Source organism: Salmonella sp. NW645 (genome assembly GCF_051703725.1).
Lineage (GTDB): Bacteria > Pseudomonadota > Gammaproteobacteria > Enterobacterales > Enterobacteriaceae > Salmonella > Salmonella enterica.
In genome coordinates, this window is record NZ_JAMMKR010000002.1 from 529,526 (window position 1) to 552,446 (window position 22,921).

The 22,921-nt window shown below is 54.9% G+C and carries 17 protein-coding genes and 1 riboswitch; of the genes, 5 read left to right on the forward strand and 12 right to left on the reverse strand.

The genetic code is table 11. The features are described 5' to 3' along the window. Positions 1 to 33 precede the first annotated feature (33 nt). Positions 34 to 2,388, reverse strand: a complete 2,355-nt coding sequence (lptD, locus tag NA389_RS06375) for an LPS assembly protein LptD (RefSeq protein WP_000746121.1) — start codon at positions 2,386 to 2,388, stop codon at positions 34 to 36. A gap of 253 nt (positions 2,389 to 2,641) precedes the next feature. On the opposite strand from lptD, the gene djlA reads away from it, so the two are divergent. Continuing rightward, positions 2,642 to 3,454: a co-chaperone DjlA gene (djlA, locus tag NA389_RS06380; protein ID WP_001200595.1), complete on the forward strand. Its 813-nt coding sequence runs from the start codon at positions 2,642 to 2,644 to the stop codon at positions 3,452 to 3,454. Between the two features lie 94 nt (positions 3,455 to 3,548). Here the strand turns inward: djlA and rluA are convergent, their stop codons facing one another. The 4 genes from rluA to NA389_RS06400 all read right to left on the reverse strand — a co-directional run bounded on the left by rluA (position 3,549) and on the right by NA389_RS06400 (position 10,315). Further along, positions 3,549 to 4,208 carry a bifunctional tRNA pseudouridine(32) synthase/23S rRNA pseudouridine(746) synthase RluA gene (gene rluA, locus NA389_RS06385; protein WP_000525196.1) on the reverse strand — a complete coding sequence of 220 codons (660 nt, stop codon included), beginning with the start codon at positions 4,206 to 4,208 and terminating at the stop codon, positions 3,549 to 3,551. Between the two features lie 11 nt (positions 4,209 to 4,219). Continuing rightward, the gene (gene rapA, locus NA389_RS06390) at positions 4,220 to 7,126 is read right to left on the reverse strand and encodes an RNA polymerase-associated protein RapA (protein ID WP_001116965.1); all 2,907 of its coding nucleotides are present in this window, start codon (positions 7,124 to 7,126) and stop codon (positions 4,220 to 4,222) included. 173 nt (positions 7,127 to 7,299) lie between these two features. Then, on the reverse strand, positions 7,300 to 9,651 hold the full coding sequence (gene polB / locus NA389_RS06395) for a DNA polymerase II (RefSeq protein WP_000035724.1): 2,352 nt from the start codon (positions 9,649 to 9,651) through the stop codon (positions 7,300 to 7,302). Between the two features lie 43 nt (positions 9,652 to 9,694). Further along, the gene (locus tag NA389_RS06400) at positions 9,695 to 10,315 is read right to left on the reverse strand and encodes a YdcF family protein (protein ID WP_000877523.1); all 621 of its coding nucleotides are present in this window, start codon (positions 10,313 to 10,315) and stop codon (positions 9,695 to 9,697) included. 517 nt (positions 10,316 to 10,832) lie between these two features. Between NA389_RS06400 and NA389_RS06405 the strand changes: the two genes are divergently transcribed. Then, entirely contained in the window at positions 10,833 to 11,252 is a 420-nt protein-coding gene (locus tag NA389_RS06405; protein ID WP_001102192.1) for a DUF4751 family protein, read from the forward strand. 5 nt (positions 11,253 to 11,257) lie between these two features. On the opposite strand, the gene araD is transcribed toward NA389_RS06405, so the two are convergent. The 3 genes from araD to araB form a co-directional block, all read right to left on the reverse strand. After that, the gene (gene araD / locus NA389_RS06410) at positions 11,258 to 11,953 is read right to left on the reverse strand and encodes an L-ribulose-5-phosphate 4-epimerase (protein ID WP_000888685.1); all 696 of its coding nucleotides are present in this window, start codon (positions 11,951 to 11,953) and stop codon (positions 11,258 to 11,260) included. A gap of 140 nt (positions 11,954 to 12,093) precedes the next feature. Next, positions 12,094 to 13,596, reverse strand: a complete 1,503-nt coding sequence (gene araA, locus NA389_RS06415) for an L-arabinose isomerase (RefSeq protein ID WP_000151689.1) — start codon at positions 13,594 to 13,596, stop codon at positions 12,094 to 12,096. A gap of 10 nt (positions 13,597 to 13,606) precedes the next feature. Beyond that, on the reverse strand, positions 13,607 to 15,316 hold the full coding sequence (gene araB, locus NA389_RS06420; RefSeq protein ID WP_000951825.1) for a ribulokinase: 1,710 nt from the start codon (positions 15,314 to 15,316) through the stop codon (positions 13,607 to 13,609). 340 nt (positions 15,317 to 15,656) lie between these two features. Here araB and araC point away from each other — a divergent pair, with 340 nt between their 5' ends. Beyond that, on the forward strand, positions 15,657 to 16,502 hold the full coding sequence (araC, locus tag NA389_RS06425; RefSeq protein WP_000852387.1) for an arabinose operon transcriptional regulator AraC: 846 nt from the start codon (positions 15,657 to 15,659) through the stop codon (positions 16,500 to 16,502). A 118-nt stretch (positions 16,503 to 16,620) separates the two neighbouring features. Beyond that, positions 16,621 to 17,388: a DedA family protein gene (locus NA389_RS06430; protein WP_001148370.1), complete on the forward strand. Its 768-nt coding sequence runs from the start codon at positions 16,621 to 16,623 to the stop codon at positions 17,386 to 17,388. Positions 17,389 to 17,426: 38 nt separating this feature from the next. Here NA389_RS06430 and thiQ read toward each other — a convergent pair whose 3' ends face one another. The 4 genes from thiQ to sgrR form a co-directional block, all read right to left on the reverse strand. Then, positions 17,427 to 18,134: a thiamine ABC transporter ATP-binding protein ThiQ gene (gene thiQ, locus NA389_RS06435; RefSeq protein ID WP_000915967.1), complete on the reverse strand. Its 708-nt coding sequence runs from the start codon at positions 18,132 to 18,134 to the stop codon at positions 17,427 to 17,429. Continuing rightward, on the reverse strand, positions 18,118 to 19,728 hold the full coding sequence (gene thiP, locus NA389_RS06440) for a thiamine/thiamine pyrophosphate ABC transporter permease ThiP (protein WP_000235626.1): 1,611 nt from the start codon (positions 19,726 to 19,728) through the stop codon (positions 18,118 to 18,120). The genes thiQ and thiP overlap by 17 nt, the downstream gene beginning before the upstream one ends. Beyond that, positions 19,704 to 20,687, reverse strand: a complete 984-nt coding sequence (thiB, locus tag NA389_RS06445; RefSeq protein WP_000915334.1) for a thiamine ABC transporter substrate binding subunit — start codon at positions 20,685 to 20,687, stop codon at positions 19,704 to 19,706. Before thiB ends, thiP begins: the two co-directional genes overlap by 25 nt. Positions 20,688 to 20,718: 31 nt before the next feature. Next, positions 20,719 to 20,818, reverse strand: a riboswitch (TPP riboswitch). A gap of 47 nt (positions 20,819 to 20,865) precedes the next feature. Then, positions 20,866 to 22,524, reverse strand: coding sequence for an HTH-type transcriptional regulator SgrR (gene sgrR, locus NA389_RS06450; RefSeq protein ID WP_001139028.1), 1,659 nt, complete (start codon positions 22,522 to 22,524; stop codon positions 20,866 to 20,868). A 92-nt stretch (positions 22,525 to 22,616) separates the two neighbouring features. On the opposite strand from sgrR, the gene sgrT reads away from it, so the two are divergent. Beyond that, positions 22,617 to 22,739: a glucose uptake inhibitor SgrT gene (sgrT, locus tag NA389_RS06455; RefSeq protein ID WP_000553886.1), complete on the forward strand. Its 123-nt coding sequence runs from the start codon at positions 22,617 to 22,619 to the stop codon at positions 22,737 to 22,739. Positions 22,740 to 22,921 lie beyond the last annotated feature (182 nt).

The following is a 22,921-nucleotide window of genomic DNA, read 5'->3' on the forward strand; positions in this document are numbered from 1 at the left end:
CCGCAATGCGGATTACGTTGTAAATCAATCAGATTACATAGAGCTTTGGTACGGCAGAATGTTCGAACGCAACATTTCTTGCGTGCCGAGGCCGTAGTTAGAGCTCAAACCGCGCAGCTCAATGTTGAAGCCAATCGCGTTATCATAAATCGCGTGTTGTTTATCGTTATCCCAACCGTTCAGCTTACGTTCGTATCCGACGCGGATCGCATAGCAGCAAGAGTTGTACTGCAAGCCGAGCATCTGGTCTGCAGGTTTGCTCGAATTGGTATCGAAGTAGTACGCGCCGACAATCGACCAGCGATCGGCAATCGGCCAACTTGCCACCGCGCCCACCTGGTTGATGCCGTTTTTATACTGCTCTGCCGTGGAATAATACGAAGGCAACGTAGCCTGAATATATTCCGGGCTGGCATAGCGGTAGTTCAACTGTACCAGACGATCCTGATCCCGACGGTATTCGAGGCTGCTGCTGCTGGTAGCGACGCTATCCAGACGGGTATCGTACTGCACTCCGCTACGCAGCCCCCAGCGTTCTGAAATACGCCAGTAAGTGTCGCCTGCCCAAACCAGCGAACCGGTTTTGTCGTCATTCTCCCATTTAATGTTGTCATCGCCGGTGCGAGACTCCGTGAAATAGTAGATTTGACCAACAGAAACGTTAAAACGTTCAACGGCGGCATCATCATAAACGCGTGTTGTGACACCGGTCGTGACCTGGTTGGCGGAAGCAATACGGTCGAGACCACCATAAGTGCGGTCGCGGAACAGGCCGTTATAGTCGGATTGCAGCAAAGAAGAATCGTAGTTATAGATGCCGCTCTGGTCGCGGTACGGCACATACAGGTACTGCACGCGTGGTTCCAGCGTCTGGGTATACCCCGGCGCCAGCATCGCCATATCGCGTTCGAAGACGAGCTTACCGTCGACTTTAAACTGCGGCATGACGCGGTTAACCGAATCTTCCAGTTTTTTGCTGTTATTGGCGTTGTACCAGTCCAGATTCGTTTGCTGATAGTGCGTCGCCATCAGCTTCGCTTCGGTGTTCAGGCTGCCCCAGCGGTTGGATAGCGGCAAATTAATGGTTGGCTCCAGGTGGACGCGGGTCGCTTCCGGCATATTGTCTTTGGTGTTGACGAAATGTACCGCCTGGCCGTAAATCCGGGTATCAAACGGCCCGAGATCGTTATGGTAGTAGTTAACGTCTAACTGCGGCTCCGCAGAGTAGCTGCTGGTGTTCTGATCGTTAAACACCTGGAATTGTTTGGTCGACACCGTAGCGTCAAAGTTTTGTACGGCGTAGCCGACGCTGAATTTCTGCGTTGCGTAGCCGTCGGTACTGGAACCGTACTTACTGTCGAAATCATTAAAATAGCTGGAGTCGCTGACTTTGGTGTAATCGACGTTAAAACGCCACACCTGATCCATCACGCCTGAGTGCTGCCAGTAGAATAACCAGCGGTGCTTATCGCCCTCTTTGGGATGTTCGTCCTCGTAGACTTTATCAGAAGGCAGATAATCTAATTCCATCAACCCGGCGCCTGCCTGCGTGAGATAACGGAATTCGTTCTCCCACATAATATTGCCGCGGCGGTGCATATAGTGCGGGGTGATGGTGGCGTCCATATTGGGCGCGATGTTCCAGTAATACGGTAAGTAGAACTCGAAATAGTTCTTGGTCGTGTATTTCGCGTTCGGGATCAGGAAACCTGAGCGACGTTTGTCACCGACGGGGAGCTGTAAATAGGGGCTATAAAAGATCGGAACCGGACCTACTTTAAACCGGGCGTTCCAGATCTCCGCAACCTGTTCTTCACGGTCATGGATGACTTCACTCCCCACCACGCTCCAGGTATCGGAGCCAGGCAGACAGGAGGTAAAGCTGCCGTTTTCCAGAATGGTATAGCGGTTTTCGCCGCGCTGCTTCATGAGATCGGCTTTACCGCGTCCCTGACGGCCCACCATCTGGTAATCGCCTTCCCAGACGTTCGTGTCTTTGGTGTTCAGGTTCGCCCAGCCCTTCGGCCCTTTAAGGATGACCTGATTGTCATCATAATGCACATTACCCAGCGCATCGACGGTGCGTACAGGTTCCGGCTGACCTTCCGCCTGCTTCTGATGAAGCTGCACTTCATCCGCTTGCAGGCGGCTATTCCCCTGCATAATGTCCACGTTGCCGGTAAAAACGGCATCGTCCGGGTAGTTACCTTTAGCGTTATCGGCATTGATAGTAACCGGCAGATCGTTGGTATCGCCTTTTACCAGAGGACGATCGTAGCTCGGCACGCCCAACATACACTGTGAGGCGAGATCGGCTGCCAGCCCCTGATGACTATAAAGGGCGCTGGCGATCATGGTGGCCAGAAGAGTGGGAATACGTTTTTTCATACGTTGTATTTATTGTTCCATCATCGGTAGCGTTGCGCGTGACAAACGGTCACAGCCTAACTTACTCATCTTCGCTGCGCCAGTGTTAATCCTGCCGTTTAGCGTCTGTGGTGTTAGGCACGGCATTGAATGACAGGTATGATAATGCAAATTATAGGCGATGTCCCACAATTGACCGTAGCCTTCATTCGCAGAAAAGCACCTTATTTTGTGGGAGATAGCCTCACCGATAGCGTAACGTTTTGGGGAGTCTATGCAGTACTGGGGAAAGATAATTGGCGTCGCCGTAGCCCTGATGATGGGCGGCGGCTTTTGGGGCGTGGTCCTGGGTCTGCTGGTGGGCCATATGTTCGACAAAGCCCGCAGCCGAAAAATGGCGTGGTTTGCCAACCAGCGGGAACGGCAGGCGCTGTTTTTTGCCACCACCTTTGAGGTGATGGGCCACTTAACCAAATCAAAAGGACGGGTGACGGAAGCGGATATTCATATCGCCAGTCAGTTGATGGATCGTATGAATTTACACGGCGATTCACGTACAGCCGCGCAGAACGCCTTTCGGGTCGGAAAAGCGGATAATTACCCATTACGTGAAAAGATGCGGCAGTTTCGTAGCGTCTGCTTCGGGCGTTTTGATCTGATCCGGATGTTTCTGGAAATTCAGATCCAGGCGGCGTTTGCCGATGGCTCGCTACACCCTAATGAGCGGGAAGTGCTGTATGTGATTGCGGAAGAGCTAGGTATTTCCCGCGTACAGTTCGATCAGTTTCTGCGCATGATGCAGGGCGGCGCGCAGTTTGGCGGCGGTTATCATCAACAGTCCGGCGGCGGCTGGCAGCAGGCGCAGCGCGGCCCGACGCTGGAAGATGCCTGTAATGTGCTGGGGGTTAAAACCACCGACGATGCAACCACCATTAAACGCGCTTATCGCAAACTGATGAGCGAGCATCATCCGGACAAACTGGTCGCGAAAGGTTTACCGCCGGAAATGATGGAAATGGCGAAGCAAAAAGCGCAGGAAATTCAGAAAGCGTATGAGCTAATCAAAGAACAGAAAGGCTTCAAGTGATTGAATTGCCGGATGCGGCTAGCGCCTTATCCGGCCTACGTTAATGAATGTAGGCCGGGCAAGCGAAGCGCTCCGGCATAAATTGGCTCAGAATTTAAAAATCTGCCGGGACTTTAAACGTCATGCTGTTACCGTAAGCGGGATGGGTAATGGTCAGCATTTCGGCGTGTAACTGCAAACGCGGCGCCAGCGACAACGCTTCCGGCGAGGCGTAAAACCGATCGCCTAAAATCGGGTGGCCTAACGCCAGCATATGCACACGAAGCTGATGCGAACGTCCGGTGATCGGTTTTAGCACCACGCGGGCGGTATTATCCGCCGCAAACTCCACCACGTTATATTCCGTTTGCGCCGGTTTGCCGGTTTCATAACACACTTTCTGCTTTGGCCGGTTCGGCCAGTCGCAGATGAGCGGTAAGTCGACCAGTCCTTCCGCCGGGGAGGGATGCCCCCATACGCGCGCCACATACTGCTTTTTCGGCTCACGTTCGCGGAACTGGCGTTTTAGCTCCCGCTCCGCGGCTTTGGTCAGCGCCACTACAATCACGCCGCTGGTGGCCATATCCAGACGATGCACCGACTCTGCCTGCGGGTAGTCGCGCTGGATACGCGTCATAATGCTGTCTTTGTGCGCTTCCAGACGCCCCGGCACGGACAACAGGCCGCTGGGCTTATTGACCACCATAATGTGCTCATCCTGATACAGGATAACCAGCCAGGGTTCCTGCGGCGGATTGTAGTTTTCCATCCCCATGTACGGCTCCGTTATTGGTGCGTGACGACGATAAGACGCAGCGCGTCCAGACGCCAGCCTGCCTGATTCAGGCTTTCCAGCACCTGCTGACGGTTACTGTCGATAGCGGCAAGTTCGTCGTCGCGAATGTTCGGGTTGACGGCGCGCAGCGCTTCCAGACGCGACAGTTCCCCGGACAGTTTTTCATCCGCCTCGCGACGCGCGTTATCAATCAGCGCTCTGGCGGACTTTTCAATCTGCGTCTCACCCAGTTGCAAAATGGCGTGGACGTCCTGTTGCACGGCGTTCACCAGTTTGCTGCCGGTGTGGCGATTCACGGCGCTGAGCTGGCGGTTGAAGGTTTCAAACTCGACCTGGGCGGCCAGATTGTTGCCGTTTTTATCTAACAGCATACGTACCGGCGTCGGCGGCAGGAAGCGGTTCAGTTGTAGCTGTTTCGGCGCCTGCGCTTCCACGACGTAAACCAGTTCGACCAGCAGCGTGCCGACGGGCAGCGCTTTATTTTTCAACAGCGAAATGGTGCTGCTGCCGGTATCGCCGGAGAGGATCAGATCCAGTCCGTTACGGATGAGCGGATGTTCCCAGGTAATAAACTGCGCATCTTCGCGAGACAGGGCTACGTCACGTTCAAACGTGATAGTACAGCCGTCTTCCGGCAGGCCGGGGAAATCCGGCACCAACATGTGGTCGGACGGCGTCAGCACGATCAGGTTGTCGCCGCGATCGTCCTGGTTAATGCCGACGATATCGAACAGGTTCATGGCGAACGCGATCAGGTTGGTGTCGTCGTCCTGTTCTTCAATGCGTTGTGCGAGCTGTTGGGCTTTTTCTCCGCCGTTGGAGTGGATCTCCAGCAGGCGGTCGCGGCCCTGTTCTAACTGGGCTTTTAGCGCTTCATGCTGTTCGCGGCAGGATTTGATCAGATCGTCAAACCCGTCGGTTTCTTCAGGCGCGGCCAGATAGTTAATCAGACTGGCGTAGGCTGAATCATAAATTGCGCGACCGGTCGGGCAGGTGTGCTCAAAGGCGTCCAGCCCTTCGTGATACCAGCGAACCAGCACCGACTGGGCGGTTTTTTCCAGGTACGGAACGTGGATCTGGATATCATGCGCCTGGCCGATACGATCCAGACGACCAATACGCTGTTCCAGCAGATCCGGGTTAAACGGCAAGTCGAACATCACCAGATTGCTGGCAAACTGGAAGTTACGTCCTTCGGAGCCGATTTCAGAACATAACAGCACCTGCGCGCCGGTATCTTCTTCGGCGAACCAGGCGGCGGCGCGGTCGCGTTCGATAATCGACATGCCCTCATGGAACACGGCGGCGCGGATGCCTTCGCGTTCGCGCAGCACCTGCTCCAGCTGTAACGCGGTGGTCGCCTTAGCGCAGATCACCAGCACTTTTTGCGAACGATGGCTGGTCAGATAGCCCATTAGCCACTCAACGCGTGGGTCGAAGTTCCACCAGGTGCCGGTATCGCCTTCGAACTCCTGATAAATTTGTTCCGGATAGAGCATATCGCGGGCGCGATCTTCCGCGCTTTTACGCGCGCCCATAATGCCGGAGACCTTAATGGCGGTCTGATACTGGGTCGGCAGCGGCAGTTTTACCGTATGCAGTTCACGTTTCGGGAACCCCTTGACGCCGTTACGGGTGTTGCGGAACAAAACGCGGCTGGTGCCGTGGCGATCCATCAGCATCGACACCAGCTCATCACGGGCGGCCTGCGCGTCGTCGCGATCGCTATTAGCGGCCTGCAACAGCGGTTCAATATCCTGTTCGCCGATCAGATCGCCCAGCCTGTTCAGTTCGTCGTTGCTGAGTTTATTGCCCGCCAGCAGCATGGCCACCGCATCGGCGACAGGGCGGTAGTTTTTCTGTTCTTCGACAAACTGTTCGAAATCGTGGAAACGGTTCGGATCGAGCAGGCGCAGACGGGCGAAATGGCTTTCCATCCCCAGCTGTTCTGGCGTGGCGGTCAGCAGCAGCACGCCCGGTACGCGTTCAGCTAATTGTTCGATGGCCATATATTCACGGCTCGGCGCATCGGTGCTCCACACCAGATGATGCGCTTCGTCGACCACCAGCAAATCCCACTCGGCGTCGCACAAATGTTCCAGACGCTGCTTATTACGGCGGGCGAAATCCAGCGAGCAGATCACCAGTTGTTCGGTTTCAAACGGGTTATACGCGTCGTGCTGCGCTTCGGTATAGCGTTCGTCATCGAACAGCGCGAAGCGCAGGTTGAAACGGCGCAGCATTTCTACCAGCCACTGGTGTTGCAGGGTTTCCGGAACGATGATCAATACGCGTTCCGCCGCGCCGGATAATAACTGTTGATGCAGAATCATCCCGGCTTCAATGGTTTTACCTAAGCCCACTTCATCCGCCAGCAGTACGCGCGGCGCATGGCGACGACCCACATCATGAGCGATATTAAGCTGATGCGGGATCAGGTTGGTCCGCTGACCGCGCAGGCCGCTGTATGGCATCCGGTACTGCTCGCTCTGAAATTTACGGGCGCGATAGCGCAGCGCGAACCGATCCATTCGATCGATTTGACCGGCGAACAGACGATCCTGGGGCTTACTGAAAACCAACTTGCTGTCGAGCAGAACTTCGCGCAGCGTCACATTGGTCTCTTCGGTATCCAGGCGGGTGCCGACATAAACAAGCAGGCCATTTTCTTCTTTTACTTCATCGATATGTAGCTGCCAGCCTTCATGGCTTGTAATCGTATCGCCAGGGTTGAACATGACGCGGGTCACGGGAGAATCACTACGCGCATACAGGCGGTTTTCCCCCGTGGACGGGAAAAGTAAGGTGACGGTTCGCGCATCCATCGCAACAACGGTTCCAAGTCCCAGCTCGCTTTCTGTATCGCTGATCCAGCGTTGACCAAGTGTAAAAGGCATATGTGTTCGGCTCTATATCTTTAATTGCAGGCATTACTCGCCATTCCCAGGCGACAGCACTGGATAATTGCGAGTATACGACCCCGCTACCAGGCTAATGTGGTAGTGGCGTTAATTAGGTCCAGGAATGGAAAGGGCGCTATGGTACTGGAAGGCGGCGCTTTCGTCACGCGTCAAAATAACCCCAGTTGCCCGGTCAGTAGTGTAGCAAAATTATCTTCAACGAAGGGAAGAATTCCTTCCGCCACGGGTTGTAGCTGGCGGGTAAGATAGTGTTCGTAATCCAGCGGCGACTGCTGGTAATCCACGGGCTCGGGGCCGTTAACAGTCCAGACATATTTTATGGCGCCGCGATTCTGATACTGCGCCGGACGACCCTGCTTCAGGTTTTGTTCATCCGCCAACCGGGCGGCGCGAACGTGCGGCGGGATGTTACGTTGGTACTCATGTAAAGGGCGACGCAGACGCTTACGATAAACCAGCTGCGCGTCCAGCTCGCCCGCCATCAGTTTATCAATAGTCTCGCGCACATAGTCTTGATAAGGTTCATTGCGAAAAACGCGCAGATACAGCTCCTGTTGAAAGCGCTGCGCCAGCGGCGTCCAGTCGGTCCGCACCGTTTCCAGACCTTTAAATACCATGCGCTGGCTGTCGCCTTCCTGAATCAGGCCCGCGTAGCGTTTTTTACTGCCAGTATCCGCGCCGCGGATGGTCGGCATCAGAAAACGGCAAAAGTGGGTTTCAAACTCCAGCTCCAGCGCGCTGGTCAAATTTTGCTGTTGTAACGTCTGCGCCCACCATTCGTTCACGTGACGCACCAGCCTGTGCCCGATTTCCGCCGCGTCGGCTTCTGAATGCGCGCGCCGGAGCCAGACGAAAGTGGAATCGGTATCGCCATAAATTACGTTATAACCCTGCGCCTCAATCAGCGCTTTGGTCTGGCGCATAATCGCATGGCCGCGCATGGTGATTGACGACGCCAGACGGGGATCGAAAAAGCGACAGGCCGTGGTGCCGAGTACGCCATAAAAGGCGTTCATAATGATTTTAAGCGCCTGCGAGAGCGGTTTATTGCCCTGACGTTTGGCTTCATCGCGCCCGTGCCAGATTTGGCTAACAATTTCCGGCAGGCAGTGCTTTTCTCGTGAAAACCAGGCGTCAAGGAAACCTTCGGTACTGTGTTCCGGATCCGGCTGCGCCATGCCTTCGACCAGCCCGACGGGATCAATCAAAAACGTGCGGATAATCGACGGGTACAGGCTTTTATAATCCAGCACCAGTACTGAATCGTATAATCCGGGTTGTGAATCCATTACGTAGCCGCCGGGACTTGCCAGCGGCGGCACTTCGCCGAGATTGGGCGCGACATAGCCAGCGCGGTGCATTCGCGGAAAGTAAAGATGCCCGAATGCGGCGACCGAACCGCCGTGGCGATCGACCGGCAGGCCGTTGATCGTCGCGCGTTCCAGCAAAAACGGCATGATCTCGGTTTTATGGAAAATGCGCGTGACCAGCTCGCAGTCTTTCAGGTTGTAGGTGGCGAGGGCGGGTTTATCCTGGGCAAAGCGGCGATCGATCTCATCCATACGATCCCAGGGATTATCAATGGATTTTCCTTCGCCGAGCAGTTCCTGCGAGACGGCTTCCAGCGAAAAAGACGAAAAATTCCAGAACGCGGATTTAAGCGCGTCGATACCATCGATAATGACTCGCCCTCTGGCCTGGGCGAAAAAAACGCCGTTTTTGAAGCCATGTTCGCGCCACTCCAGTTCGCTATTGTCTCGCCCCAGCCGTAAAGGGATACGGTAGCGTTCGGCATGTTTTTGCAGCATACGCAGGTCGAACTGCACCACGTTCCAGCCGATGATGACGTCGGGATCATGTTCGGCAAACCAGGCGTTGAGTTTTTCCAGCAGCTGCGGGCGGCTGGCGACATACACAAGCTCGAAGTCCAGTTGGCGGTCATCGCCATTCGCCGGGCCCAGCATATAAACGGTACGCTGGCCGCAGCCTTCCAGACCAATGCAATACAGTTCGCCGTGTCGCGTGGTTTCGATATCCAGCGAGACCCATTTTAGCGGCGGTCGATAGTCGGGGTGGGGTTTAAGACGCGCATTGCGGATAACGCCGTTGCGCATCTCGCCGTCTACCCAAACGGGCGACGTAATAAAACGCTCCATCAGGTAACGTTCCGGCGGGCGTACATCCGTTTCATAAACGGTGACGCCGTTTTCGCGCAGCAGTTTCTCCATCCGCATAAGCTGGCGGTGAGTACGGCAATACAGACCGGAGACCGGCTGACGATGAAAGTCTCGCAGCTGGAGCGGCGTCAGGCGATAGTCTTTTTCCGCCTGTAGCAGCGAGGCGGCGCGGGAGGTCTGGCTGGTCGGAATAAACGCCACGGACTCTTGCGGCGCCAGCGTCGCCTGCACAGGGCCGTTGTCTGTCGCCAGCCAGAAAGAGACCTCCGTTCCTTGCGGCGTATCCCGCCAGTGCCGGGTTAAAATGAAACCTGCCTGCGCCACGATGATTACCTGTCTAAAAAATTCACGCTAATTATAACCTGTTTTAGGGGGTAATACTGTTATTTTGTACAGGCATATAACGTAAAAGCCGATATCCGCTGTAATAAAAAGTTTCTCGCAGTAAGAAGCGGATTTTCGCCCACCAGGATTTATAGCGGGTGGATCGCGTGGGTGATGAGCGGCTATCGATACCATTATCCTGAGCGATAGTTTTCAGACGCAGCATATGCAGCGGATCGCTGACCAGTAACGCTGTGCGCCATTGTTGTTGCCGCTGTATCTGTTTTGCGTAACGAATATTTTCGCGCGTCACGGTAGAGCGCTCTTCAATAAAAATCGCCTTAGCCGGAATGCCTTTTTCCAGAACGTATTGACGGGCTATCGCCGCGTCGGAAACCGTTGCGCCAGCGCCGTAGCCGCCGGTTAATACCAACGCGCGGACAATGTGTTGTTGGTAAAGCCAGATGGCATGATCCAGTCTGGCCTGAAAAACGGGAGAAGGCGTTTTTCCGCTAACGCCTGCTCCTGCGACAATCGCGCAGTCAGCTACGCGCGTCTGGTCTTGCTGACTGAACTGATAAATAGCGATAGCGTTATTGATAAACACCGTGGCCATAATGAGAATTATGCCTGCCGCGATTCTGGTGATGTAGCGATATTTCATGAATGAGTTCGTTCCCCGTGACGGGTGTAATGAATATTTTAACGATAAAAGAACTTTTAGCGTCAGATATTTTTGCTGACGTGTATTTATCAATATAATGATGTCGGTGTAGACAGCTGATATAATTATCCTATAACTGCTAATTTTGAATCATGTTTATTTACAATTTTTATCCATAGGTTGGCTGTTTTGTGTCAAGTCTGTTTCCATACATTAAGTATTTTTCAGAATAGTGCTTGCTCGAATTTGTTACTTATTTCTCGGATTAACAAAAAAGCGATATTTTTTGTTTGTTTTAATTAATGAAAAGTGTAAGAATTTTATTTGAAACATCCGCACCGTCAGGTAGAAATATAATATTCCAATTGGCCGCTATGGTTAAATAAAAATGGATTACAGTGCGAATTCGTCGGGAACTCTCTGCATAATTTAATTTTTATTTTAGAATATAATTTTATTTTGACTTTCAGGTGCGGGTGTTTTTATCAAAATGTGTGGTATTCGGGAATTATCTTTTATGAATGTGAATATGCAGGCGTGTCCGGTAGGGAACGCACGTTATCTTTTCGTCAATACTCAACGCGCTAACCCTTCCATAAAAACCGTGAGTCGATTTTTTGAGTATAAAACATGGACAGATCAGATTTGGCGTACCGAAATTATTGAAAACGGCAATGCTTTTTTTCACTGGCAAGGACACGACAGAAAAAACGGACATCGGGATACCATTATTAACTATCTGTTAAATGGGCAACGCTGGCAGTCAACAATCGAAGATTATATTTTCTTCCATGCGCTGGAAGGAAAAGTGTTGCAGGGACATTATGATAATATTATTGAATATGTGAGTTCTGATAATTACGTCTATCAAAGCGCATTTGCTGAATATATCACCGACCAGACTCATCAACGCGCCCCCAATGGGACGCGTTTTTAGAGGCATTACTGCCCGTAATAGGCTTTTGCGCCGTGTTTGCGTAGATAGTGTTTATCCAGCAGGGATTGCTGCATGTCGGGCAACTGCGGCGCAAGCTGGCGGCAGAAGATCCCCATATAGGCCACTTCTTCCAGCACGATGGCGTTATGCACTGCATCCTCGGCATTTTTACCCCAGGCAAACGGGCCGTGCGAATGGACAAGCACGCCGGGCATTTGAGCGGCGTCAATACCTTGTTTTTCAAAGGTTTCAACAATGACATTGCCCGTTTCCCATTCATACTCGCCATTAATTTCCGCTTCGGTCATTTTGCGAGTGCAGGGAATCGTACCGTAGAAATAGTCGGCATGGGTGGTTCCCGTCGCCGGAATCGGCTGACCCGCCTGCGCCCAGATAGTCGCGTGGCGCGAATGGGTGTGTACGATGCCGCCGATAGTCGGAAATGCCTGATATAACAAACGGTGGGTTGGCGTATCGGACGACGGTTTCTTATGACCTTCAACGACTTCACCGGTCTCCAGGCTGACCACCACCATATCGTCAGCGGTCATGACGCTATAATCGACGCCGGACGGCTTAATCACCAGTACGCCGCGTTCGCGATCGACGGCGCTGACGTTACCCCAGGTGAGGGTGACCAGGTTGTGTTTTGGCAGCGCCAGATTGGCTTCCAGTACCTGGCGTTTGAGATCTTCTAACATTGTTTTCTCCCTGCCGGATGGCGCTTCGCTTATCCGGCCTACGAGCGACGGTGTGCCGGATGGCGACACAAATGCCTTATTCGGCCTACAGGACCGTAGGCCCGGTAAACGCAGTGCCACCGGGCATTCAGACTTCACTTTTAGCGTTTTAAACCGTAATACACCTCGTTCCAGCGCAGCGCGTCCTTAAAGGCCGGCAGACGGGTATCGTTATCAATTACCGCGATTTCTATATCGTGTATTTCTGCGAACTGGCGCATATCGTTCAGATCCAGCGCGTGGCTGAAGACGGTATGGTGCGCGCCGCCAGCCAGAATCCACGCTTCGGAGGCGGTCGGCAGATCCGGCTGCGCCTTCCACAGCGCGTTAGCCACCGGCAGTTTCGGCAGGGAGTGCGGCGTTTTTACGGTGTCAATGCAGTTGACCAGCAGGCGATAACGATCGCCGAGGTCGATCAGGCTGGCGACGATCGCCGGGCCGGTTTGGGTATTGAAAATCAAACGCGCCGGATCTTCCTTACCGCCAATGCCGAGGTGCTGGACGTCGAGGATCGGTTTCTCTTCCACCGCGATGGAGGGACACACCTCCAGCATGTGCGAGCCGAGCACCAGATCGTTGCCTTTCTCGAAGTGGTAGGTGTAATCCTCCATAAATGAGGTGCCGCCCTGCAGACCGGTTGACATCACTTTCATAATGCGAAGCAGAGCGGCGGTTTTCCAGTCGCCTTCGCCCGCAAAGCCGTAGCCCTGTTGCATAAGACGCTGTACGGCCAGACCCGGGAGTTGTTTCAGACCGTGTAAATCTTCAAAGGTAGTAGTGAATGCGTGGAAGCCGCCCTGTTCCAGGAAACGCTTCATACCGAGTTCAATACGCGCCGCTTCCCGCACGTTCTGGCGTTTATCGCCGTGGATCCGGGTGGCGGGCGTCAGGGTATAGCTGCTTTCATACTCGTCAATCAGAGCGTTGATATCGCCGTCACTAATTGCGTTCACCACCTGCACCAGATCGCCGACCGCCCAGGTATTGACCGAAAAGCCAAATTTGATTTGCGCGGCCACTTTATCACCGTCAGTCACTGCGACTTCACGCATATTGTCGCCGAAGCGGCAGACTTTTAGCTGGCGAGTATCCTGTTTAGAGACCGCCTGGCGCATCCAGGCGCCGATACGCGTATGGGCCTCTTTATCCTGCCAGTGGCCAGTGACGACCGCGTGCTGCTGGCGCATCCGCGCACCGATGAAGCCGAACTCGCGGCCGCCGTGCGCAGTCTGGTTCAGGTTCATAAAGTCCATATCGATGCTGTCCCACGGCAGGGCGGCGTTAAATTGGGTATGGAATTGCAGTAGTGGTTTGTTAAGGATACTCAGCCCGTTGATCCACATTTTGGCCGGGGAGAAGGTGTGCAGCCAGACCACCAGCCCCGCGCAGCGATCGTCATAATTGGCGTCACGACAAATAGCGGTAATCTCATCCGGCGAGGTGCCCAGCGGTTTTAATACCAGCTTACATGGCAGTTTGGCTTCGGTATTCAGTGCGTTGACCACATGCTCGGCATGTTGGGTGACCTGACGCAGGGTTTCTGCGCCATACAAATGCTGGCTGCCAATCACAAACCATACTTCATAATTATCAAAAATCGTCATTGTCGTGTCCTTAATGAGTCAGGATTGCCTGATTGGCCGGGGTCGTTGGCGCCGGCGCGGCAGTCGGAAGATAATGTTGTTCTGCACTTAGCGCCCACTGCTGGTAGCGGCGGTAAAGCTGTTCGAAGCGTTGAGCCTGTTCAGGGCGGGGGCGCAGAGTGCGTTCTACCGCGCTCGCCATGCTTTGCTGGGCGGCAGGAATATCGGCATGGACTTTCGCAGCGACGGCGGCAAAGATAGCGGCGCCTAATGCGCAGCACTGGTCGGAAGCGACGATCTGCAACGGACGATTCAGTACGTCGCAGCAGACCTGCATAATGACCTGATTTTTACGGGCGATGCCGCCAAGCGCCATCACGTTATTGACCGCGATACCCTGATCGGTAAAACACTCCTGAATGGCGCGCGCGCCGAAGGCGGTTGAAGCGACCAGACCGCCAAACAGCGCTGGCGCGTCGGTGGCGAGATTGAGATCGGTAATGACGCCTTTCAGACGCTGATTAGCGTTTGGCGTGCGGCGACCGTTAAACCAGTCGAGCACCACCGGCAGGTGATCCAGGGACGGATTTTTCGCCCAGGCGTCGGTGAGCGCTGGCAGTAGCTGCTTCTGGCTGGCGTTAATCTGGGTTTTCAGTTCCGGGTGCTGCGCGGCAAGTTGTTCCAGCGGCCAGCTCAACACGCGGCTAAACCAGGCGTAGATGTCGCCGAAAGCGGACTGGCCCGCTTCCAGACCGATAAAGTTCGGCACCACGCTGCCATCAACCTGACCGCAAATGCCTTTCACGGCGCGATCCCCGACGCTCTGTTTATCCGCAATCAGAATGTCGCAGGTAGACGTGCCGATGACTTTTACCAGCGTATTGGGCTGCGCGCCCGCGCCGACCGCGCCCATGTGACAGTCGAACGCGCCGCCGGAAATCACTACGCTTTCCGGCAAGCCGAGGCGCTGCGCCCATTCGGCGCACAGGGTGCCCACGGGCAGATCGGCGGTGAAGGTTTCGCTAAATAACGGGTAGCGCAGATGACGGTTAATGCACGGATCGAGTTCATCAAAGAAGCTCGCGGGTGGCAGGCCGCCCCAGCTTTCATGCCACAGCGTTTTGTGCCCGGCGCTGCAGCGGCCACGGCGGATATCCTGCGGGCGAGTGGTGCCGGAAAGCAGCGCCGGCACCCAGTCACACAGCTCAATCCACGAGACGGCGGCCTGCGCGACGGCGCTATCCTGACGGGTGACGTGCAGAATCTTCGCCCAGAACCATTCGCTGGAGTAAATGCCGCCAATATAGCGGGAGTAGTCGACCTTACCAGGCTTATGGCACAGACGGGTGATTTCGTCGGCCTCTTCCACGGCGGTGTGATCTTTCCACAGCACAAACATCGCATTCGGGTTCTCGGCGAACTCCGGACGCAGCGCCAGGACGTTACCGTCGGCGTCAATCGGCGCTGGCGTAGAACCGGTGCTGTCAACGCCAATGCCAACGACATTTGCGCGTTGCGCGGAGCTTAATTGTGCCAGAACGGCTTTCAGCGCGGCCTCCATTGACTCCATGTAGTCGCGCGGATGATGACGGAACTGGTTGTTCGGGCCGTCGCAATAACGGCCTTCTTGCCAGCGCGGATACCACTCTACGCTGGTGGCGATCTCGTCGCCGGTGGCGCAGTCCACTGCCAGAGCGCGCACTGAATCACTGCCAAAATCGAGGCCAATTGCAATTGCCATCGTCTTACTCCATCCAGAAAAACAGGTATGGAGAAACAGTAGAGAGTCGCGGCAAAAACCGTCAGGCAGGATTCGCTAATCTTATGGACAAAAATGCTAATGCTTTGCAAAGTGTGACGCTGTGCAAATATTCAATGTGGACATTCCAGCCATAGTTATAGACACTTCTGTTACTTAATTTTATCGCCTGAACTGTCCGCTTTTGTTACAAAGCGCTTTTCACAAGCGGGGTTGATACGTGCTTTCATCAAGCGCAAAGTCTTGCGGAGACGTAAGCACTGTCGTCCTGGTCAATATGGACAATTTGTTTCTTCTCTGAACATCGGGGGGTAGATAAATCATGGCTGAAACGCAAAATGATCCGCTATTGCCGGGATATTCATTTAATGCCCATCTGGTCGCCGGGCTGACGCCGATTGAAGCGAATGGATATCTGGATTTTTTTATCGATCGTCCGTTGGGCATGAAGGGATATATTCTTAACCTGACCATCCGCGGAGAAGGCGTCATTAATAATAATGGCGAGCAGTTTGTCTGTCGGCCTGGCGATATATTATTGTTTCCGCCGGGCGAGATTCATCACTATGGACGGCATCCGGACGCCAGCGAGTGGTATCACCAGTGGGTTTACTTCCGACCCCGCGCCTACTGGCAGGAGTGGCTGACCTGGCCGACAATCTTTGCCCAGACAGGATTTTTCCGCCCGGACGAGGCGCGCCAGCCGCATTTCAGCGAACTGTTCGGGCAGATCATCAGCGCCGGGCAAGGGGAAGGCCGCTATTCTGAGCTACTGGCGATCAATCTGCTGGAGCAGTTGTTGCTCAGACGTATGGCGGTAATTAATGAGTCGTTGCATCCGCCGATGGATAGCCGTGTGCGCGATGCCTGCCAGTATATCAGCGACCATCTGGCGGACAGCCATTTTGATATCGCCAGCGTCGCCCAGCATGTCTGCCTGTCGCCCTCCCGGTTATCGCATCTGTTTCGCCAGCAGTTAGGCATTAGCGTATTGAGTTGGCGCGAAGATCAGCGTATCAGCCAGGCGAAACTCCTGCTTAGCACCACGCGAATGCCGATAGCGACCGTTGGGCGCAATGTTGGATTTGACGATCAGCTCTATTTTTCGCGGGTATTTAAAAAATGCACCGGGGCAAGTCCTAGCGAGTTCAGGGCCGGATGTGAATAAAAAGTGAATGATGTGTCCACAAAGATGTCATAAGCCGTAACTATTCGGATAATTGACGGCTTGACGAAGGGGGGCGGGGTAAGCAGAATCCCTGCTTCATCACGCTGACGGACACACTATGCAAGCACTGCTGGAACACTTTATCACCCAATCCACTCTGTATTCGCTTATCGCCGTGTTGCTGGTCGCCTTCCTGGAATCGCTGGCGCTGGTGGGGTTGATTTTACCCGGTACGGTACTGATGGCGGGGCTGGGCGCGCTTATCGGCAGCGGCGAGCTCAATTTTTGGCATGCCTGGCTGGTGGGTATTATCGGCTGTCTGATGGGCGACTGGATTTCGTTCTGGCTGGGGTGGCGCTTTAAAAAGCCGCTACACCGCTGGTCTTTTATGAAAAAGAACAAGTCGCTGCTGGATAAAACCGAACACGCGCTGCATCAGCACAGTATGTTCACGATCCTGGTCGGACGTTTTGTCGGCCCGACGAGGCCGCTGGTGCCGATGGTGGCAGGGATGCTGGATCTTCCCGTGGCGAAATTTATTGGGCCGAACTTGATTGGCTGTTTGCTGTGGCCGCCGTTTTATTTCCTGCCGGGTATTCTGGCGGGAGCGGCAATCGATATTCCTTCCGATATGCAGAGCGGAGATTTCAAATGGCTGCTGCTGGCGACGGCGTTGCTGCTGTGGGTCGGAGGCTGGCTATGCTGGCGGCTGTGGCGCAGCGGCAAAGCGGCAGTCGATCGTTTAACCGCGTATCTCCCCCGCAGCCGTTTGCTGTATCTGGCGCCGTTGACGCTCGGGATCGGCGTGGTCGCGCTGGTGGTGCTGATTCGCCACCCGCTGATGCCGGTATATATCGATATTCTGCGCAAAGTTGTGGGTTACTAACGATTCCTTTGCCGGATGGCGGCTTCGCCTTATCCGGCCTACAAAATATAGGATTTGATGCCCAATAGCGCTGAGGCGCTGGCTTGACCGCTTAGTAGCTCGTCTGTTTTGCCTTGCCACGCAATGCGTCCGTCGGCCACGACGATTGACCGGGGCGCAATTCGCGCCGCATCTTCCACGCTGTGCGAGACCATCAACAGCGTGAGCTGTCGCTCGCGGCAGATATCGCTGACCAACGTCAGCATCTCCTGACGCAGTGCGGGATCGAGCGCGGAGAACGGTTCATCCAGCAGCAGTACTGGCTGTTCACGTACCAGGCAGCGCGCCAGCGCTACCCGCTGACGCTGGCCGCCGGACAGCTCGCCCGGCAAACGCGCCATCAGACTCTCAATGCCCATCTGACGTGCGATAGCGTCCCGTTTTTCCCGCTGGCTGGCGTTGAGCGTTAACCCGGGGTTTAGCCCCAGACCGATATTTTGCTGTACATTCAGGTGGCTGAATAAATTATTCTCCTGAAACAGCATTGAGACCGGACGGCGTGAGGGCGGCGTAAGCGTATGATCGTCGCCGGCAATCAGTAGCGTACCGCTGGCAGGCGCAAGAAAACCGGCAATTAAATTCAACAACGTGCTTTTCCCCGCGCCGCTGGGGCCAAGAATCGCCACCTGCTCGCCGCGTTCTACCGCCAGCGTAAAACGCATCGGCAAATGATGGTAAAGCCAGGTGATATCAATCAGTTTTAGCATGTCGGCCCGGTAGTTTCTCTATGAGGGTAAATAACGTAAAGCAGAGCAGCAGCAGTATCAGCGCGGTCACCGCGCCGTCCTGGCTGCGGTAGGAGCCGATCTGCTGATACAGATAAAACGGCAGCGTGCGGAAATTGTCATTGCCGAAAAGCGCGACGACGCCAAAATCACCGATAGAAAGTACGCAGGCAAACGCCAGCGCCTGCGCCAGCGGACGTTTCAGCGCCCGCAGTTCCACGACCTTTAACCGCGACCAGCCTTCAATTCCTAATGACTGGCACAGCATTCCATAACGGGCGGTAATATCGCGCATTGGGTTTTCCAGGACTTTTAGCGCGTAGGGGATTGCCATCAGCGCATTGGTGAAAATCACGATGCCGTCGGCGGATTCCGGTAAGCCAACGCTGTTATTGAGCAGTAAAAAGAAGCCTGTCGCCAGCACGATCCCCGGCATCGCGAGGATCAACATCCCGCTGAGTTCCAGCGTTTGTCCGGCGAATAGTTGCTGGCGTTGGCGTAGCTCGCGGCTACTCCACAGCAGCATCATGGTCAGCACCACACACAGAACGCCCGCCGCCAGCGCAATGCGTAGCGATGTCCAGACAGCCTGCCACAGAATGGGTTGCGCCAGCACCTCCGGCAGGCTGCGGTTGACGCCATCGATCACCACGGCGACCAGCGGCGGAAGCAGCAGCAGCAGCGCCAGCACGATTAATAAGGCGTCCGTCAGACGGCTGTGGAGACGATCGTCAGGATCGCGCCAACCCTGCGTCAGCGTCATCCCCGGCGCAATCGCTTTGCTCAGCCGTTGGCTTAGCAGTACCAGCGCCAGGCAGCAGACCATCTGGATTAATGCCAGCATCGCCGCGCGGGCGGGATCGTAGTCATAACTAAGCGCCTGAAAGATAGCCAGTTCGATAGTGGTGGCCTGCGGACCGCCGCCGAGCGACAGAACCGTTGCGAAACTGGCGAAGCAGAGCATAAAAATCAGCGCCGCGACGGGCGGAATTTGGCGGCGCAGCCACGGCCATTCGACAAAACGGAAAAAATGCCAGCCGCGCATACCGAGCTGGGCGGCGAGCTGGCGCTGCTCGCCGGGAATGCTTTCCAACGATTGCAGCAACAAACGGCTCGCCATTGGCAGGTTAAAAAAGACGTGCGCCAGTAAAATACCCTGCAAGCCGTAGGGGGAGAATGTCCACTGAAGCCCCAGCATTTGCCACAGCGAGGCCAGCCAGCCCTGACGGCCATACACGCTAAGAATGCCGAACACGGCAACCAGTACCGGCAGAATCAGCGTCATGGCGCACAGACGCAGCAGCGCCAGACGCCCAGGAAAACGGCGTCGATAAAGCGCGCGGGCGAGAAAAACCGCCGGGACCACAGACAGCACTGCGGACAGAAACGCCTGCCAGAATGAGAAGCGCACCACATGCCACAGGTAGCTATCCCGCCAGATTGTCGACCACGCGCCCGCCGGCGCGTTCAGCCAAAGCGCCAGAAAGGCCGCCAGCGCGACGGTTATCATCAGCGCGGCGGCGCACAGCCCCGGAATCAGCCAGCCGGGAATTAATGGCTGACGGCGCGTTGCCATTCGCTAATCCATGCCTGGCGTTGTGCTGCCACTTGTTGCGGCGTGAATTCCAGCGTTGTGGCGGGTTTGGCCAATGATTCAAACCCTGCGGGTAAGGCGACGTCCGCTACCGGGTACATCCAGTTGCCGGTGGGTATGGCGTTCTGAAACGCCGGAGAAACCATAAATTTGAGGAATTTCTCCGCCAGTTCCGGCTGCTTACTGGCGACGGTACGCGCCGCGACTTCTACCTGTAAGTAATGGCCTTCGCTGAAGTTCGCGGCGGCGTAATTGTCCTTCTTCTCTTCAATAATGTGATACGCCGGAGAGGTGGTGTAACTGAGCACCAAATCGCTTTCACCTTTCAGAAATAAACCGTAGGCCTCGCTCCAGCCTTTCGTCACCGTCACCGTTTTGGCCGTCAGTTTTTGCCAGGCCTGCGGCGCGTTATCGCCATAGACTTTGCGCATCCACAGTAACAGCCCCAGCCCTGGCGTACTGGTACGCGGATCCTGATAAATCACCCGCCATTTTTGATCGCTCTCGACCAGTTCTTTCAGGCTTTTCGGCGGATTTTTCAGCTTGCTTTTATCGTAGACAAAGGCGAAATAGCCGTAATCGAACGGCACAAATGTGTCGTTTTTCCAGCCGCCGGGCACCTTGACCGCTTCATTCGCCACGCCGCTTTTGGCAAAAAGTTTAGTTTGCGTGGCCGCTTCCAGCAGATTATTGTCCAGCCCCAACACCACATCGGCTTTGCTGTTCTTCCCCTCCATCCGCAGGCGGTTGAGCAGCGAAACGCCATCCTCCAGCGCCACCAGTTTCAGCTCGCAGTTGCAATCGGCTTCAAACGCTTTTTTCACCGCCGGGCTTGGCCCCCAGTCGGCGGCGAACGAGTCGTAGGTATAGACGGTGAGAACGGGTTTGGCGAAAGCAGGCGCCGCGCACAGGAGTAAAAGCGGAAGATATTTTTTTAACACTTTGCACCTCAGTTAAAGAGTGGCAAAGGACTTGAGAGGTAGCCTCAAATCCCTTCGCCGGCATTATCCGGATCAGGTTCGACGGGTATTTTCTCAGCGCGCGCATGAGCGCGGCACCCCGTTGAGTTCGGCGTTAGTGTAGTGATTTTGTTGCCGGGCAGCAATTAAGAGCTGGCTTTTAAGGGTCCGGCGGCGCAAACCACGCCGATTTAAAATCAAACCAGCCGAGGGTATTCATGCGCAGCCCGCGCATACTGCGCTGTCCCTGGATAATCAGCCAGTGGTGGATCAGCGGCACAATCGCTTTGTTGGCCAGCAGTTGCTGGCACCAGTTCGCCAGGTTCATCTCGCCAGCGCGCCACTGCGCGGCGTCGTCCTGCCAGTCGCGCGGAATGCAGTTCTGCAAGAGCGGTACTTCGCACAGGTGCGCGAACAGCGAGAAATCCAGCGGCAGCGTAAAGTTAGCGCTATTGAGCCAGATATCGCTTTCGATCTCGCCGGCGTGCCATTGATCGTAGTCGATCTCCTGAATATGCAAATGCACCTGATGTTCAGCCAGAAGCGCGCTCATGATACGGGCGATAACCCGGTGCTCAATGTGTTCGCGATAGAAGGTCAGCGTGAGGGTTTCCAGACCGGCGGGTTTTTCGCCCGGGCCTGGACGGGCGTGATGCCAGCGCGGTAAAAGCCCATAGGCCGGGAACCAGAGCTGCTGTAGCGGTTCATCGGCATGATAGAGTAAATTGGTGGGGGAGAGGACGTGGCTTACCCATTCTCTGACCTGCGGATGCGCGCCGCGCGGCGTTCTGGCGTCGAATAGCAGGTAATAGCACCCCTCTTCCAGTCGGCTTTCTATCGCTTTTTCACCGCCTTGTATCGGCCCTTCCAGCATCAAGCCGCAGGCCGGTTCTTCACTGATATCCGGCAGTACCCAGACGTTCACTTCGTCTATCAACGCCCGATAGCCGAAGTAGTCATCAAAGGCGAGTATCTTGAGCTGGTTCGGCGTATTACGCCGCACGGCATAAGGCCCGGTGCCGATTGGGTGGCTGGCGAAATTAGCCAGCGTTTCCCACTCCCGCGGCAAAATCATCGCCGGGACCTGGCCCAGCAGCCACGGCAACCAGCGATCCGGCTGGGAAAGATGAATATCCAGCGTCCACGCGGTAGGGGAATCTATTTTTGTGATGTGCGAGTAAAGCGGAAGCGTATTGATACGCGTCAGCGAGGCGATGACATCTTCCATCTCCAGCTCGCGGCCATGATGAAAATGAATGCCGGGGCGCAGGTAGAAGCGCCACAGTAAAGGGGAAATTTGCTGCCAGTGGTGCGCAATGTCCGCTTCCAGTTCCCCGTTTTCCTCATTTACCCGCGTGAGCGAACTGAAAATTTGCCGGGCAATATGAGTTTCCGAGCGACGTAATGCGGTTCCCGGCAGGAGATTGTGCATCGGACGATAGTAAAGAACCCGCAGAATATGCCGCCCCTGGCGGAAGCTGCGTCCCAGATGGGAAATCAGCATTTGCCTGACAGCGCTTTTATCGCCGACCAGTTGTACCAGTTGATCGATTCGATCTTGTTCCAGCAGGTCTTCCGCCCGCTGCTGTTGCAGCGCCAGTCCGGTATACAGGAACGTCAGACGCGAACGCTTTCCGCGTCCAACTTCGGCTTCCCATGTTAGCCAACCGCGCGCCTGCATCGTATTTAGCAGCGTACGCATATGGCGACGCGAACAGTTCAGCAGATCCGCCAGCTCATTAAGCGTGGTGTCTTGCGTTTTACCGTCACAACATTGCCAGAGACGGATAAATTGTTGTTGCAGGCGACCTGAGGGCATAAAAGGGGAACTCCGATGAAAAACTCAGCAATTTTATTATCCCTATATTAGGCCAATAATATCTTTCGATGAAGCAAGAGGAAGAGGTCACTATGCACCAGTTCTGGTTGAGATATTTTGCCGCGACGGAAAAAACGTCCTGGCTGGCTTGCCTGAGCGCGCCGCAGCGCTTAAAAATGCTCGCGGAACTGATGCAGTGGGAGGCGACCGATTGAAGCCAATTGCAGACATCATGTGTGACTGAGTATTGGTGTAGGCGATAGCCTAAAATCACCCGCCAGCAGATAATACCTGCTGGCTTTTTTTATTTCGGCTGTTTCTGTGGTCACGCAGGTGGTGACCGGGCGAGTAAAAATCGTATAAAAAATGCCGGAATATCCCCGGCATGAGCGACTGA